Origin of the sequence: Acidovorax sp. 59, assembly GCF_002754175.1 — a bacterium.
GTDB classification, from domain to species: domain Bacteria; phylum Pseudomonadota; class Gammaproteobacteria; order Burkholderiales; family Burkholderiaceae_C; genus Acidovorax; species Acidovorax delafieldii.
This window is the reverse complement of sequence record NZ_PEET01000001.1, coordinates 566,576-581,123: the sequence shown is the minus strand read 5'-3', so window position 1 is coordinate 581,123 and position 14,548 is coordinate 566,576. Positions and strand designations below refer to the sequence as shown.

Below are 14,548 nucleotides of genomic sequence, written 5' to 3'. Positions count from 1 at the left end.
GTGGAGCGGCCGGGTTTTTATGGGTGGGGGTAAGAACCTGTTCAGGTTCTAAATGCAATACCTGCCATTCACCACCCAGAATAGGCGCCGCCCCACGGCTGGTCAACCGGTGAAAACACCCCGGGCAAAGCAGCAACAGCGAGGTCAGCGGCACCTGCCCGCTATCAGCAAACCGGTGTGGGGCGTGCCAGCAGCGCCGCAGCGCTTCCCGGTAGAAAAATTCGGTCTTTTTGGCTGGAAGCGCTACATCCATATGCATCAAATGCTATCAACAACATAGCAATTGATGCGTCTTCCGCCGTCACCTGGCAGCCACCCGGTCCACACACACAAACTCGCCCACCACGCCGTCATAGTCCCACCGTGCCGCCACCCTCGCTTGGCCGTCTGGCGCAGCGCCCGATGCCTCGGTGCTGAGCACCACCAGGCTGTTGGGGCTGCCGTGCCGCAGGCGGTGCGAAACCGCCGTGCCCGCGCTGCTGGCCCACAGCCCCGGCATTGGCTGCAACAGGCGCGGCTGGTGCACGTGGCCGGACAGCAGCATTTGCGCGCCGGCAATGCGCCAGCGCTCCACGGCTTCGTCGGCGCGATGGGGGCGGTGGTCGCGGTCCTCGGCGTCGCGCGCTACCAGCGGGTGGTGGCTGGCCACAATGCGCCATGCACCCGGGGGTGCACGCGCCAGCAGCAGCGCCACATGCTCGATCTGGGCAGACGACAGGCTGCCGCGCTCGTGCCGCCAGGCACGCGTGGTGTTCACGCCCACCACGTAGAACGCTCCCATCTGCCGCACGGGCTCCTGGTCCATGCCGAACTGTTCGGAGAACCTTTCGTACGAACGGCCCCAGCGCATCCACCACGCAAACAGGGGCAGGTCGTGGTTGCCCGCCAGCACCAGGGTGCTGCGCGCATGCAGGCCCTGCACAAACCGCGCGGCCTGCTCAAACTGCTCGGCCGTGGCGCGCTGCGTGAGGTCGCCCGACACCACCACCATTGCCACCCCCAGGCGTTGCGCCAGCCGCTGCACAGCAGCACACACCAACGGGTCGTGCGCACCGAAGTGCAAGTCCGACAGGTGCATCAGAACAGTCATGGCAGGTGGTCGCAGGCAGTGGGCAGGCGCACGGGGGGCCCCATCATGCAGGCAGCAAGCCGGGGGCGGGGGTAGTGCCGGGCGCAGGCGTGTCGGTTGCGGAGGCTGCGAAAGCGGTATCTTCTGGTGGTGGGGTCTGCGCTGCACCATCGCGCACCAGCGGGCTCGGTGCCACCAGCCACAGCGGCCGCGCACTGATGCGGAAATGCAGGGGTGGAGCCATCCACTCCCGCTCGCCGTCAAACGCCACCTTGACCTGCGGGGGTCGCCAGCTGGCGGGCGCCACGGTCAGCTCGGCACACGCCATGCTGACCACCGCGTTGTCCTTGTCGAGCTGGCCGGTGGCCGCGTTCCACACGGTGCGGGCGATGGCCCAGCGCCCCTGGGGCTTGAGCATCACCACGGCCAAGTGCCCGCCGTCTGCCACCTTCTGCGCCTGCGGCAGGCCCATGCGGTCCAGCTGCAAGGGGTTGTTGCCCACAAACAGGGTGGTGACCAGATGCTCCTCCTGCTGCGCCTCGGCGCCCTGGTGCGTCTTCATCACCACGCGCCAGCGGCGGCCCGATGCGGGACGAAACAGGCTCCACACCGCCGCCGCTATGGCCACCCAGCGCTTGCGGCCAAAGCGGCGCGATGCCATCTCGCGGTCGGCCAGCATCTTGGGGTACAGGCCCACGCTGGCGTTGACCACAAACATGCGGCGGTTCACAAACCCCACCTGCACTGGCCGCAGGTCGCCCGCATGCAGCGCCTGCAGCAGGTCCTGCACAGCGGTCTCGGGGTCCAGCGCCAGACCATGTTCACGGCTGAAGTAGTTGAACGTGCCCATGGGCACCACACCCAGCGGCACCCCGGCGCGCAGCGCCGCCGACGCCACTGCGTTGATGGTGCCGTCACCCCCGGCGGCCACCACCAGTCCACCATCGTCCTGCGCGGCCTGGGCGGCTTGCTCGGCCAGCTGCACGATGTCGGCACGCCGGTCAGGCACGTGCCACACCACGTCGTGCGCCTGCAAGGCAGGCACACCTTCGAGCTTGGCGCGCAGCAGGTCCAGGTCGGCACCTGGCCGCCGTGGCACCACCAGATGGATGGGGCCACGGGGCTGGGGAGGGAGGGTGTGTTCCGAAGGTGTCATTCAAAAACTCTGCAACAAACAAGAGCAACCCCACACCGCGCTGAGCCAATCGCAGCGACCGGGCGAGCCCGCAGGGCCACACCACACGATGATTGTCAACACGGATTGCAGGGCACTCCATGGTGACAAACGGCTGTCCCCCGCGCAGCCGGTAGCCACGCCTACCCTTTGTCAGCCGGCTCCGACAGCGGCAGTGACGATGCAATACACCCATCACGCAACGGGATGTTGGGAACTTCGGTACAACCCGCGGCTTCTCTCCATGGGCCGCCCGCCCTGCGGGTGCATCCAAAGAAAGGACCCACTATCTCCATGACCACAACCTCCAGCGCTTTGGCCGCCACCGACATCGGCGCCCTGCTGGCGCAACACCCCCTGGGCTGGTGGATGGCTGGCGTGCTGTCGTTTGCCCTGCTGGGTAGCGTCGCCTTGACCGGCTTGCGCCGCCTGCGACAACACGCAGGCGCCCCGCTGGGCCGCATGTTTCCGGCGCAAGCGCGCTGGGTGTTGATGGCCGCCATGGCCGCATCGGCCTGCACGCTGGCTCTGGCAGGTGCCGCGCTGGCAGAGCTGGCCGAAAGCGGGCGCGCCCCGGGCACCTGGGGCGCACTGGACGACGCACTGGCTGCAGGCCTGCAAGCACAGGCATCCGCCGCCGTGCTGCAATGGTTTGCCACCCTCACCCACCTGGGCGACACCTGGGTTCTGACCGCGCTGGCGCTGGGCGTGGCCGCCCTGCTGTGGCTGCGCCGGCACCGCCTGCTGGCCACCGGCTGGCTGGTGGCCATGGCGGGCAACGGCGCGTTGACCAAGGTGCTGAAGCGTCTGTTCGAGCGCGTGCGGCCCGAGCACACGCACGGCATCGCCGAGGCCAGCGGCTACAGCTTTCCCAGCGGGCACAGCAGCACATCGATGGTGGCCTATGCCATGCTGGCCTACCTGGCCACGCGGCTATTGCCCCGCGCCTGGCACCTGCCTGCGGTGGTGCTGGCCGGCGCGCTGATCTTCACCACCGGCTGGAGCCGCGTGGTGCTGCACGTGCACTACGCGAGTGATGTGCTGGCAGGCTGGCTGCTGGGCGGCACGTGGATGGTGTGCACGGTGCTGATCATGGAGAGCGTGTCGCGCTGGCGCGGCGCTGCGCCCCCGGCGACGCGCCGCTGAGCCGCCGCCCGGGCGCCCTGGTTCACCGCGCGGGGGAGTCCTCGGCAGACGCCATGGGCTGCATCGGCAAGACCACACAGGACGCACGCCCCGGCCCCATGTGCACGGTGTTGAACGCCACCACCCGTGGCCCCGCACTGCCCTCCGGAGCGCCGGTGTTGGGGTTGACGTCGAACCGCGGGAAGTTGCTGCTCGAGATGTCGAGCCGTATCCGATGGCCCCGGCGGAACAGGTTGGATGTGGGCATGGGCTCGATGGTGATCTCCACCACCTCGCCAGGCGCCATCAGCCCCGGCTGCTCCCACGAGTCGCGGTAGCGGCAGCGCAGGATGCCGTCGGTCAGATTCATCGCATACCCCTCGGGGTAGTCCTCGCTGGGCGGGTACTGGTCGATCAGCTTGGCCGTGAAGTCGGTGTCGGGTGCGGTGGACGACACCCACAGCGCGATGGTCACCGGGCCGGTGATCTCCACATCGCCGGCGAGCGGCGGCGTCTGGAACACCAGCACGTCGTCCCGGCCGGCCAGCGGCCCGAACGGCGCCTGCGCACCGAACAGCCCGTCGTGCGTGCGCTGGTCGTAGGCACCGGCCACCATCAGCGGTTCGCCCGAGGTGACGGAGCCCCCGATGGTGGGTACCGGCCTTGCGGGGTCGAAGCAAAAACCGGCCTGGGCCTCGGCCTGCGGTACGGACTGCGACAGCAGCCCGCCCGGCGCGAGGTACCAGGGCACCAGCGTGGTCGCCGGTACAGGCCAGCGGGCCGCGCTGCGCCAGATGCCGCCATGGTCGAGCCGGCCTTGCGGCGTGCGCCGCCCCGTGCCCCCGCCCATGCGGAAGTAGCGCACGGCATCGTCCTGCCCCTCGGGCAGCGGCTGCCCGCGCAGCCAGTGGTTGAACCACGCGAGCCGCATGTGCACGTAGTCGGGTGCAAGCGTGCCATCCAGCACCGCATCGCGGCCGAAGTCCACATCGCCCGCGTACGGCACGCTGCGCTCGCCATGCGTCCAGGGGCCCAGCACCATGCGCACGTCGCCCTGCCCGCGCTGCGAGAGCCCGAGGTAGTTGTCGGTGGTGGTCTGCGCATAGGGGTCCCACCAGCCGCACATCAGCATCACGGCCACGCCTTCGAAGGCGCCGTAGTGGCCTGCCGCATACAGCTCGGGCTGGCGCCAATGGTCGTCGAAGCTGCCGCGCTCCCATTGGCCGAAGAGATAGTCCTCGTACTCGGGCGCCCACTGCAGCGGCGAATCGCCGCGCGTCCAGGGCAGGCGCAAGAACCATTCGCCGATGTCTGCCTGGTCGAGCGCCTGGCGCGCGGCGTCGCTCAGGCTGTTGCTGCCGCTGCGCGCATTGCGCAGGGCCCACACGGCCTGCTTGAGCTCGAAAGCACCCCCATGGCGGATGCCGCCCCGGTAGGCATTGGCAAAGCCGCCGCATTCGAGAAACATGGCCTTGAGCCCGGCGGGCCGCTGGCTGGCCAGCGCCGTCTGAGTGTGTGCCGCGTACGACAGGCCGTAGGTGCCCACGGAGCCGTTGCACCAGGGCTGCGCCACGATCCAGGCCATGGTGTCGGCGCCGTCGTGGGCCTCGCCCAGGTACTTGGTGAACTGCCCCTCGGAGTCGAAGCGGCCCCGGCAGTCCTGTACCACCACCGCGTAGCCCTCGCGGGCAAACCGCTCGGCCACCTCGCCGCGCCGCAGGGGTGCGGGGTTAGCGGCGGTGCGCTCGCGCCGGGTGGGTTCGTCTTTGCCGTAGGGTGTGCGCTCCAGCAGCACCGGCAGGGGGCCGGTGTGGCCGGCCGGCAGATACACATCGGTGGCCAGGTGCACGCCGTCGCGCATGGGCACCCGGCAGGTGTGCCGCACCACCCCGCCCAGACCGGCCGGGGCGGCGGACGGCGCCATTGGATTCATCATCGTGGTCATGAAAGTTCCTGCCTCAGTCGAGCTTGAGGTTGCGGTCCTTGACCAGCTTGGCCCAGCGCGCCGTGTCTTCCTGGATGAAGCGGCCGAGCTCCTGCGGCGTGGTGGGCGCGGGCTCCGCACCCTGCGCCACCAGCGAGGCGGTCACCTCCGCATCGGCCAGCGATGCGCGCAGCACCTTGCTGATTTTTTGCACCGCCTCCGCCGGCGTGCCCGTGGGCGCGAACAGGGCGTACCAGATGTCGTACTCGAAGTCCTTGAGCCCCGCCTCGGCCATGGTCGGCACCTGCGGGAAGGCGCGCGAGCGCTTGGCGCTGGCCACCGCCAGCGGCACCAGCTTGCCCGCCTTGATATGCGCAGCCACACTGGGCACCGCATTGATGCCCACCTGCACATGCCCGCCCGCCAGCTCGTTCACCGCCGGGCCGCCGCCCTTGTACGGGATCTGCACCATGCGCGTGCCGGTGGCCGCCTGGAACATCTCCATCGACAAATGCCCCGGGCTGCCGTTGCCGCTGGTGCTGTAGTTCAGGCCGCCGGGGTTCTTGCGCGCCAGCTCGATAAGCTCCTGCACCGTGCGGACCTGCAGGCTTGGGTGTGTGGTGAGGATGGGCACGTTGACCACCACCCGCCCCACCGGCACGAAGTCGCGCGACGGGTTGTACGTGAGCTTGCTGGAAAGCAGCGGCGCCGTCACCATGCCGGAACCTGCGCCCATCAGCAGCGTGTACCCGTCGGCTGGCGCCGAGGAGACCGCCTGGAAGCCGTGCGCACCGGGCCGGTTGTCGATGACGACAGGCTGCCGCCACTGGTCCGACATCTTGCGTGCCACCACACGCATGGCCGTGTCCGCAGCTGCCCCTGCCGGAAACGGAATCACGATGCGCACGGGCTTCTCGGGGAACTCGGCCGCGCCCGCGATCAGCGGGTGGCACAGCATGAATGAACACAACAGTGCGATCGTTTGCGGCATGCGGGATATCCAGGGAATCATGCGGTGCTTGTTATCAGAAATCATGGCGAACTCCCGCGCCAATGGCGCGCACGGACACATTGCTGCGGCTCGAATCGATGCCGTCGCGGTCGATGAAGGCCTGCAGCTCGGTGCGTTTGGACAGGGCATAGGTATAGGCTACCTGCTGGCGCTTGCGCAGGCCGCGCAGCGACGCCTGCACATCGCGCTGCATCACGTTGACCACGATGGCGTGCTGGCCGGCCGAAAAGCGGGTGCCCACCAGCCAGTAGTCCACATCGGCGCGGGTGGTGGCCGACGTCCTGGCGTAGGTATCGCGGCCCAGAAGCACATAGGGCTCGATCGCGCCGAAGTCGTAGCGCACGCCGGCCTGCCATTTGCTCGAGAACTCGTTGGCCAGCAGGCCACCCGGGCGCGTGTCCTTGCCGTAGCCGATGCCTGCCGACCAGGGCCCATCGGCATAGTTGAGGCCCAGGTCCAGCGACTTGGCGCCGTTTTCCTGCTCGGGCGTCTTGGCGTCGCCGCGCAGGTAGTAGCGCGCCCGCAGGTTGACGCCGCCCCAGGTGGGGCTTTGGTAGCCGATGGCGTTGGACGTGCGGTTGCGCGCGTTCAGGATGGAGGTGCCGATGGCCGTGGCCCCGGCATCGTTGGCGGCGAACGAGGTGATGCGCGTCACCTGCGAATACAGCGGCGATCCAGTCGGGTTGGCCGAGTCGAGCCGCCCGAGCGCCACCGTGCCCAGGCTGCCGCGCAAGGCGGCATAGCTGTTGCGAAAGGCTGGCGTGGTGGCGGCGCCGGAGTCGGCTTCGAGCCCCATCTCCAGGCCGAACAGGGCGGCCAGGCCGTCGCCCAGGTCCTCCTTGCCGCGAAAGCCCAGGCGGGATGCGTTGTCGCGCTCTTCAGTCACGGAGCCGGCGTTGCCGGTCTTCACGTTGTTGACGGTGAGCCGCACCTGGCCGTAGACCTGCAGGTCCTGTGCGGCGGCGGGCACCGCCGCCGAAACGGAAAGGCCGCAGGCGGCCAGCGCGAAGGGAAATGAGCGCCTCATGAAATCTTGCTCCTTGAAGGGGTGGTGCCAGGTTGGCTGATGACGCCGCCGATTCTGTGGAGCGAGGTGCTCGGCCACAACGCTATGACGAACGCTGATGACCCTATGCAATAGACCGCAGGTTTGCGCTGGCGTGGCAGCAGTGCAAAGATGCAGGCCGGCTGCCTGCATACCCGAACGTCTGCCCCTTTTCCACTCCATGAACTTCAAGCAACTCGAGGCCTTCCAGGCCATCATGCTCAGCGGCTCCACCACCGGCGCGGCCGAGCGCATGGGGCTGTCGCAACCCGCCATCAGCCGCTTGCTGGCGCAGCTGGAGGAGGACCTGGCCCTGCGTTTGTTCGTGCGCGAAAAAGGCCGCCTGAGCCCCACGGCCGAAGCCCATGCGCTGCTGCACGACGCCCAGGTGCTGATGGACTCGGCGCAGTGCTTTCGCCGCCATGCCGAACAGTTGCGTCTGGGCGGCTTCAAGCGGCGCCTGCTGAAGGTGGCGGTGCCCAGCACGCTGGCCACCACGCTCATGCCGGTGCTGGCCAAGCGCTTCATGCAGGCGCACCCGGACGTGGTGCTGGAGGTACTGTCAGGCTCGTACAACGACACCGAGCGCGCGCTGCTGAGCCGCGATGCGGACATCGGCCTCGTGCGCCTGCCCATGGAAATGCAGGGACTGAGCACCCGCGCCAGCCTGGACTCCGAAGCCGTGTGCATCATGCCCCGGGGCCATGCGCTCGAAGGCCTGGCAGAGGTCAGCCCCACCGACCTGATCGACGTCAGCCTGATCCTGCTGGGGCGCCAGCGGCAGATCCGCCACGACATCGACATGGCCTTTCGCCAGCGGCGCGTGCAGCCGCGCGTGGCGCTGGAGGTGCACTCCATCAGCGAGGCCTGCGCCCACGTGGCCCAGGGGCTCGGGGTCTCGATCGTGAACGCCTTGCTGGCGCAGCACTGCCCGTACGAAGCGATCACGTCGCGCCCGTTCAGGCCCCGGATCGCCTACCAGCTGGGCATCGCCACGGTGAACAACGCACCGGCCTCGCCGTTGCATGACACCTTCACGCGACTGCTGGTGGAGGCGATGGAAGCACCGTCCCCCGCCGTGGCATTGCCTTCAGCTCCCTGAAACTGGCACGCCCCTCGCTAGTGCACCGGTGGAACTGGCTTCGCCAGGCCACCGGGGGCATCCCCCTCCCACGCAGCGAGAGAGGGGGAAGGCGCCGCAGGCGACTCAGGGGGTGCGGTCTTAAATCGCCACGAGGTTGCGAATGCCCTTGGCTTCCATCTCGCTACCTGGCCCGCGGGCGATGACCTCGCCGCGCTCCATCACCAGGTACTCATCGGCCAGTTCCTGCGCAAAGTCGTAGTACTGCTCGCACAGCAGGATGGCCATTTCTCCCTGGTCGGCCAGCATGCGGATCACGCGGCCGATGTCCTTGATGATGCTGGGCTGGATGCCCTCGGTGGGCTCGTCCAGGATGAGCAAACGCGGGCCGGGGGCCAGCGCGCGGGCAATGGCCAGCTGCTGTTGTTGCCCGCCCGACAGGTCACCGCCCCGGCGCTTGAGCATCTGCTTGAGCACGGGGAAGAGTTCGTACAGGTGTGCAGGCACCGGCGTCGATCCGCTTTTGTAGGCCAGGCCCATGCGCAGGTTTTCTTCGACGGTGAGGCGGCCGAAGATTTCGCGGCCTTGCGGCACAAAGCCGATGCCTGCGCGCGCCCTGTCGTAGGGCGTGGCTTTGTCGATGGGTTTGCCGTCGAAGCTGATGCTGCCGCTCTTGATGGGCACCAGCCCCATGAGGCTTTTGAGCAGCGTCGTCTTGCCCACGCCGTTGCGGCCGAGCAGCACGGTGACCTTGCCCGGGGTGGCGGTGAGGCTCACGTCACGCAGGATGTGGGAGCCGCCGTAGTACTGGTTGATGTTCTGGACGGTGAGCATGGTGACTTGGGGTGTTTTGGGCCGCTAGCGCTAGTTCAATATGCGCCGGCAGCTATATTTTTGATAGTGAATACTTTCACCGGCCGAGATACACCTCGATCACGCGCTCGTCGGCCTGCACCTGGTCGAGCGTGCCTTCGGCCAGCACCGAGCCATCGCACAGCACCGTCACCTTCTCTGAGATGGTGCGGATGAAGCCCATGTCGTGCTCCACCACCATGAGCGAGTGTTTGCCCTTGAGCGTGAGGAACAGCTCCGCAGTGCGGGCGGTTTCTTCATCGGTCATGCCGGCCACGGGTTCGTCCAGCAGCAGCAGCTTGGGGTCCTGCATCAGCAGCATGCCAATCTCCAGCCACTGCTTTTGCCCGTGGCTCAGGTTGCCCGACTGGCGCGTGACGCTGTCGGCCAGGTGAATGGTGTGCAGGATCTCGGCCAGGCGGTCCGACTGTGCGGAGTCGAGCTTGAAGAACATGCTGGACTTCACGCCCTTGTGGGTCTTGAGCGCCAGCTCCAGGTTCTCGAACACGCTGAGCTGCTCGAACACCGTGGGCTTCTGGAACTTGCGGCCGATACCCAGGCTTGCGATCTCGGGCTCGTTGTGGCGCAGCAGGTCGATGGTGGAGCCAAAAAACACCGTGCCTTTGTCGGGCCGGGTCTTGCCGGTGATGATGTCCATCATCGTCGTCTTGCCCGCACCATTGGGGCCGATGATGCAGCGCAGCTCGCCCGGGGCGATGTCCAGGCTCAGGCCGTTGATGGCCTTGAAGCCGTCAAAGCTGACATGCACGTCTTCCAGGTACAGGATGCGGCCGTGGGTCACGTCCACTTCGCCCGGCGTGGCAATGCGCGAGAAGCCTGCCGCGCGGCCACCCGACTCGGTCTGGCCCAGTGCGACGGGCGCCAGCGTCTTCTGCAGCCGCCGCGCACCTTCTTCCATCAGATCGGGCGTCATTGCGCGGCTCCCTTCGTTGTTGTCATTTTTGCCTTGAGCTTCTTGACCAGCCCCACCACACCGTCGGGCAGGAACAGCGTGACCGCAATGAACAGCGCGCCCAGAAAGTACAGCCAGAACTCCGGCGCCGTCACCGTGAGCCAGCTCTTGGCACCGTTGACGATGAACGCGCCCACGATGGGTCCGATGAGTGTGGCGCGCCCGCCCACGGCCGCCCATACGGCGATCTCGATGGAGTTGGCGGCGCTCATCTCGCCGGGGTTGATGATGCCGACCTGGGGCACATACAACGCGCCCGCCACGCCGCACATCATGGCGCTGATGGTCCAGATGGTGAGCTTGTAGGGCAGCGGCGAATAGCCCGAGAACATGACACGGCTCTCGGCATCGCGCACGGCCTGCAGCACGCGGCCAAACTTGCTGCGCACCAGCCAGCGCGCCAGCAGGAAGAAGCCCAGCAGCGACAACCCCGTCAGCACAAACAGCGTCATGCGCATGTTCTGCGTGGCAATGGGCGTGCCCAGGATGCGCTTGAAGTCGGTAAAGCCGTTGTTGCCGCCAAAGCCGGTTTCGTTGCGGAAGAACAGCAGCATGGCCGCATACGTCATGGCCTGCGTGATGATGGAGAAGTACACACCCTTGATGCGCGAGCGGAAGGCGAAGTAGCCGAACACAAACGCGATCACGCCCGGCACGGCCACGATGAGGATCAGCGTGGCGATGAAGCTGTCGGACAGCGCCCAGTGCCAGGGCAGCTCCTTCCAGTCCAGGAACACCATGAAGTCCGGCAGGTCGCTGTTGTAGTTGCCGTCGCGGCCGATCTGGCGCATGAGGTACATGCCCATGACGTAGCCGCCCAGCGCAAAGAACAGGCCGTGGCCCAGGCTCAGGATGCCGGTGTAGCCCCAGATCAGGTCCATGGCCAGCGCACAGATGGCGTAGCACATGATCTTGCCGAGCAGCGCCACGGCGTAGTCCGACAGGTGGAACATGCTGCCCGCAGGCACCCAGAGGTTGAGCACGGGGGCCACAGCGCACACCACGATGAGCGCCACGATAAAGGCCGACCAGCCACCGCGCGTGAGCAGCGGCGCCGGTGCGGGCAGTTGGATGTTGGGAGAGGTTGGCGTAGTCATGATCAGTCGTCTCTGGTGCTTCAGTCGGCCGTACGCCCTTTGACCGCGAAGATGCCCTGGGGGCGCTTCTGGATGAAGATGATGATGAACACCAGCACCGCAATCTTGGCCAGCACCGCGCCCGCCCAGCCTTCGAGGAACTTGTTCAGGATGCCCAGGCCCAGCGCGGCATACACCGTGCCCGCCAGCTGGCCCACGCCGCCCAGCACCACCACCATGAAGGCATCGACGATGTAGCTCTGCCCCAGGTCCGGCCCCACGTTGCCCACCTGGCTCAGCGCGCAACCCGCCAGGCCCGCAATGCCCGAGCCCAGCGCAAAGGCCATGGTGTCGATGCGCGCCGTGTTCACGCCCATGCACGAGGCAATGGGGCGGTTCTGCGTCACACCACGCACGAACAGGCCCAGGCGCGTGCGGCCGATCAGGTAGCTCATGCCCAGCAGCACGGCGATGGCAAAGCCGATGATGACGAGGCGGTTGTAGGGCAGCGTGAGGTTGGAGAGCACCTGCACGCCACCGCTCATCCACGCGGGGTTTTCCACACCCACGTTCTGCGCACCAAAAATCGTGCGCACCAGTTGCATCAGCACCAGGCTGATGCCCCAGGTGGCCAGCAGCGTCTCCAGGGGGCGCCCGTACAGAAAACGCAGCACGCCGCGCTCCAGCACAGCGCCCACGGCGGCCGAGGCGCCAAAGGCCAGGGGCAGCGCAGCGACCAGGTACCAGTCGAACGCACCCGGAAAATACTTCTGGAAGATGCCCTGCACCACATAGGTGGCGTAGGCGCCGATCATCATCAGCTCGCCGTGGGCCATGTTGATCACGCCCATCAGGCCGTAGGTGATGGCCAGGCCCAAGGCGACGAGCAGCAGGATGGAGCCCAGGCTGATGCCCGAGAACGCAGCGCCCAGGCGCTCGCCCCAGGCGAGCTGGCCTTCCATGGCGCGCAGTGCGGCCTGCAGTGCGGCCTTGACCTTGGCGTCTTCTTCGACCGTGACGCGTTCATTGAGCAGCAGCCGCGTATCAGGTGTGGCGCTGAGCGACAGTGCCTGGGCGGCTGCGATGCGTTGTGCGGGGTCGTCGCTGCCCAGCAGCGTGGCGGCGCGCGCCAGCTCCAGCTGGGTCTTGATCTTGTCGTTGGTTTCCTGCGCCAGTGCCTTGTCGAGCAGGGGCAGTCGGCCTGCATCCGGCTCCTTGGTCAGTGCCTTGGCGGCGGCCATGCGCTGGGTTTCGTCCTTGCCAAACAGCGCCAGGCCCGCCAGGGCCGTGTCGATCTCGCCGCGCATGCGGTTGTTGTTGATGATGTCTTCGGCATCGGCGGGCACAGGGACCTCGGCGCCAGTGACAGGGTCGATGCCCTTGTCATCGCGCACGATCAGCGCCTTGCCGTCGGCCACCTTCACCGCGTCGTCGGCCAGCGCCTGCAAGAAGGCAGCGGTGCGTTCGCTGGGCTCCACCACGGCCTGCTGCACGGCGGCCACACGGTCGTCGGTGTCACCAGCGGCCATGGCCAAGGCCTGCTCGGCGGTGAGGGCGTGGGCGCTGCCCGCCAGGCACAACAGGCTGACCAGGCACCAGCGCATGGCCAGAAAACATCGCAACATAAGAAGAATTCCATTCGGCCTGCTGTCGGTGGCAGGCGGGTGTCAAAGAAAAAGGGAGGGCGCACACAGGCGCCCTCCCCTCTTGGGCACACTGCAGGTGCTTACTTCTTCTCAGGTTCGTCTTTTTTCTTGTCGTTGCCTTCGATGTAAGGGCTCCATGGCTTGGCCTTCACGGGGCCGGGGGTCTTCCACACCACGTTGAACTGGCCGTCGGCCTTGATCTCGCCGATGAACACGCTCTTGTGCAGGTGGTGGTTCTTCTCGTCCATCTTGGAGACGATGCCCGACGGTGCCTTGAAGGTCTGGCCGGCCATGGCGGCAATCACCTTGTCCACATCGGTGCTCTTGGCCTTTTCAACCGCTTGCTTCCACATGTTGATGCCGATGTAGGTGGCTTCCATCGGGTCGTTGGTGAGCGGCTTGTCCTTGTGGCCGGCAATGCCCTTGGCCTTGGCGTAGTCGCTCCACTTCTTGATGAACTCGGTGTTGGCCGGGCTCTTGATGGACTGGAAGTAGTTCCAGGCAGCCAGGTGACCCACCAGCGGCTTGGTGTCCACACCACGCAGCTCTTCCTCGCCCACCGAGAAGGCGACCACGGGCACGTCCTTGGCCTTCAGGCCGGCGTTGCCCAGTTCCTTGTAGAAGGGCACGTTGGAGTCACCGTTGATGGTGGAGACCACGGCCGTCTTGCCGCCCTGGCTGAACTTCTTGATGTCGGCCACGATGGTTTGGTAGTCAGAGTGGCCAAACGGGGTGTACTTCTCGTCGATGTCGCTGTCCTTCACGCCCTTGCTCTTGAGGTAGGCGCGCAGGATCTTGTTGGTGGTGCGGGGGTAGACATAGTCGGTGCCCAGCAGCACCCAGCGCTTGGCGCTGCCGCCGTCCTTGCTCATCAGGTAGTCCACCGCAGGGATGGCCTGCTGGTTGGGCGCGGCGCCGGTGTAGAACACGTTCTTGGACAGTTCTTCACCTTCGTACTGCACGGGGTAGAACAGCAGGCCGTTCATTTCTTCCACGACCGGCAACACCGACTTGCGCGACACCGAGGTCCAGCAGCCGAAGATGACCGAGACCTTGTCCTGGCCCAGCAGCTGCTTGGTCTTTTCGGCGAACAGGGGCCAGTTGGAGGCCGGGTCTACCACCACGGGTTCGAGCTTCTTGCCCAGCACGCCGCCCTTGGCGTTGATCTCGTCGATCGCCATGAGCACGGTGTCTTTCAGCACGGTCTCAGAGATGGCCATGGTGCCCGACAGGCTGTGCAGGATGCCGACCTTGATCGTGTCCTGGGCGTGGGCTGGCAGCGCAGACAGGCCAGCGAGCGTAGCGACGGCCGCGAGGGCCTTGAGGGAATAACGACGTTGCATGTGTGCTTCTCCGGTGGTGGTTTCAATCAGGAAATCAATAAAACCGCTTCGCCCGGTGGGCCCCGGTGTGGAGCCCCTGTGGATCGGGCGATGGAATGGATTCTGGAGAGCGGGGCCGGTTGGCGAAATACGCCGGGTGGCGTACACGCCCCGCTGCGAGCCCGCATCACACGGGGGCCGTTGCGAGGCGACTCACCACCCCTGATGCACGCCACAGGCGCACAAGGG

Annotated in this window: 13 protein-coding genes and 1 pseudogene; 4 read left to right on the top strand and 10 right to left on the bottom strand. The window is 66.8% G+C overall.

Features of this window, described 5'->3' with window-relative positions; translation table 11 throughout:
• Nucleotides 1-52: 52 nt before the first annotated feature.
• Nucleotides 53-280, top strand: a complete 228-nt coding sequence (locus tag CLU87_RS23425; protein ID WP_233193691.1) for a hypothetical protein — start codon at nt 53-55, stop codon at nt 278-280.
• Between the two features lie 21 nt (nt 281-301).
• Here the strand turns inward: CLU87_RS23425 and CLU87_RS02720 are convergent, their stop codons facing one another.
• Nucleotides 302-1,090 carry a metallophosphoesterase gene (locus CLU87_RS02720; RefSeq protein WP_225580897.1) on the bottom strand — a complete coding sequence of 263 codons (789 nt, stop codon included), beginning with the start codon at nt 1,088-1,090 and terminating at the stop codon, nt 302-304.
• A 197-nt stretch (nt 1,091-1,287) separates the two neighbouring features.
• Here CLU87_RS02720 and CLU87_RS23660 point away from each other — a divergent pair, with 197 nt between their 5' ends.
• Nucleotides 1,288-1,905: a hypothetical protein gene (locus CLU87_RS23660; protein WP_353937047.1), complete on the top strand. Its 618-nt coding sequence runs from the start codon at nt 1,288-1,290 to the stop codon at nt 1,903-1,905.
• Here the strand turns inward: CLU87_RS23660 and CLU87_RS23655 are convergent.
• A pseudogene (locus CLU87_RS23655) lies at nt 1,899-2,225 on the bottom strand (diacylglycerol kinase family protein); the annotation flags it as partial. The gene CLU87_RS23660 and the pseudogene CLU87_RS23655 sit on opposite strands and share 7 nt — an antisense overlap.
• 312 nt (nt 2,226-2,537) lie before the next feature.
• Between CLU87_RS23655 and CLU87_RS02710 the strand changes: the two are divergent.
• Nucleotides 2,538-3,389, top strand: a complete 852-nt coding sequence (locus tag CLU87_RS02710; RefSeq protein WP_099729414.1) for a phosphatase PAP2 family protein — start codon at nt 2,538-2,540, stop codon at nt 3,387-3,389.
• A gap of 22 nt (nt 3,390-3,411) precedes the next feature.
• Here the strand turns inward: CLU87_RS02710 and CLU87_RS02705 are convergent, their stop codons facing one another.
• The 3 genes from CLU87_RS02705 to CLU87_RS02695 are packed head-to-tail and all read right to left on the bottom strand — an operon-like array spanning nt 3,412 to nt 7,331.
• Nucleotides 3,412-5,313: a CocE/NonD family hydrolase gene (locus tag CLU87_RS02705; protein WP_233193690.1), complete on the bottom strand. Its 1,902-nt coding sequence runs from the start codon at nt 5,311-5,313 to the stop codon at nt 3,412-3,414.
• A gap of 13 nt (nt 5,314-5,326) precedes the next feature.
• Nucleotides 5,327-6,283 carry a tripartite tricarboxylate transporter substrate binding protein gene (locus tag CLU87_RS02700; RefSeq protein ID WP_225580895.1) on the bottom strand — a complete coding sequence of 319 codons (957 nt, stop codon included), beginning with the start codon at nt 6,281-6,283 and terminating at the stop codon, nt 5,327-5,329.
• A gap of 34 nt (nt 6,284-6,317) precedes the next feature.
• Nucleotides 6,318-7,331, bottom strand: a complete 1,014-nt coding sequence (locus tag CLU87_RS02695; protein ID WP_099729412.1) for a porin — start codon at nt 7,329-7,331, stop codon at nt 6,318-6,320.
• A 199-nt stretch (nt 7,332-7,530) separates the two neighbouring features.
• On the opposite strand from CLU87_RS02695, the gene CLU87_RS02690 reads away from it, so the two are divergent.
• Nucleotides 7,531-8,451: a LysR family transcriptional regulator gene (locus tag CLU87_RS02690; protein WP_099729411.1), complete on the top strand. Its 921-nt coding sequence runs from the start codon at nt 7,531-7,533 to the stop codon at nt 8,449-8,451.
• A gap of 120 nt (nt 8,452-8,571) precedes the next feature.
• Here the strand turns inward: CLU87_RS02690 and urtE are convergent, their stop codons facing one another.
• The 5 genes from urtE to urtA form a co-directional block, all read right to left on the bottom strand.
• Complete coding sequence (urtE, locus tag CLU87_RS02685) at nt 8,572-9,264, bottom strand: urea ABC transporter ATP-binding subunit UrtE (RefSeq protein ID WP_056060636.1); 693 nt, start codon at nt 9,262-9,264, stop codon at nt 8,572-8,574.
• A gap of 76 nt (nt 9,265-9,340) precedes the next feature.
• Entirely contained in the window at nt 9,341-10,216 is an 876-nt protein-coding gene (gene urtD, locus CLU87_RS02680; RefSeq protein ID WP_056060633.1) for an urea ABC transporter ATP-binding protein UrtD, read from the bottom strand.
• A complete protein-coding gene (gene urtC, locus CLU87_RS02675) occupies nt 10,213-11,352 on the bottom strand; it encodes an urea ABC transporter permease subunit UrtC (RefSeq protein WP_099729410.1) in 1,140 nt (379 codons plus the stop codon). Before urtC ends, urtD begins: the two co-directional genes overlap by 4 nt.
• 20 nt (nt 11,353-11,372) lie before the next feature.
• Entirely contained in the window at nt 11,373-12,956 is a 1,584-nt protein-coding gene (gene urtB, locus CLU87_RS02670) for an urea ABC transporter permease subunit UrtB (RefSeq protein ID WP_099729409.1), read from the bottom strand.
• A gap of 101 nt (nt 12,957-13,057) precedes the next feature.
• Nucleotides 13,058-14,320, bottom strand: coding sequence for an urea ABC transporter substrate-binding protein (gene urtA / locus CLU87_RS02665; RefSeq protein ID WP_056641426.1), 1,263 nt, complete (start codon nt 14,318-14,320; stop codon nt 13,058-13,060).
• Nucleotides 14,321-14,548: the final 228 nt, after the last annotated feature.

Coding starts and splice junctions, on each gene's coding strand:
- CLU87_RS23425 (WP_233193691.1), top strand. CDS start 53: ATGCAATACCTGCCATTCACCACCCAGAATAGGCGCCGCCCCACGGCT.
- CLU87_RS02720 (WP_225580897.1), bottom strand. CDS start 1,090: ATGACTGTTCTGATGCACCTGTCGGACTTGCACTTCGGTGCGCACGAC.
- CLU87_RS23660 (WP_353937047.1), top strand. CDS start 1,288: ATGCGGAAATGCAGGGGTGGAGCCATCCACTCCCGCTCGCCGTCAAAC.
- CLU87_RS02710 (WP_099729414.1), top strand. CDS start 2,538: ATGACCACAACCTCCAGCGCTTTGGCCGCCACCGACATCGGCGCCCTG.
- CLU87_RS02705 (WP_233193690.1), bottom strand. CDS start 5,313: ATGACCACGATGATGAATCCAATGGCGCCGTCCGCCGCCCCGGCCGGT.
- CLU87_RS02700 (WP_225580895.1), bottom strand. CDS start 6,283: ATGCCGCAAACGATCGCACTGTTGTGTTCATTCATGCTGTGCCACCCG.
- CLU87_RS02695 (WP_099729412.1), bottom strand. CDS start 7,331: ATGAGGCGCTCATTTCCCTTCGCGCTGGCCGCCTGCGGCCTTTCCGTT.
- CLU87_RS02690 (WP_099729411.1), top strand. CDS start 7,531: ATGAACTTCAAGCAACTCGAGGCCTTCCAGGCCATCATGCTCAGCGGC.
- urtE (WP_056060636.1), bottom strand. CDS start 9,264: ATGCTCACCGTCCAGAACATCAACCAGTACTACGGCGGCTCCCACATC.
- urtD (WP_056060633.1), bottom strand. CDS start 10,216: ATGACGCCCGATCTGATGGAAGAAGGTGCGCGGCGGCTGCAGAAGACG.
- urtC (WP_099729410.1), bottom strand. CDS start 11,352: ATGACTACGCCAACCTCTCCCAACATCCAACTGCCCGCACCGGCGCCG.
- urtB (WP_099729409.1), bottom strand. CDS start 12,956: ATGTTGCGATGTTTTCTGGCCATGCGCTGGTGCCTGGTCAGCCTGTTG.
- urtA (WP_056641426.1), bottom strand. CDS start 14,320: ATGCAACGTCGTTATTCCCTCAAGGCCCTCGCGGCCGTCGCTACGCTC.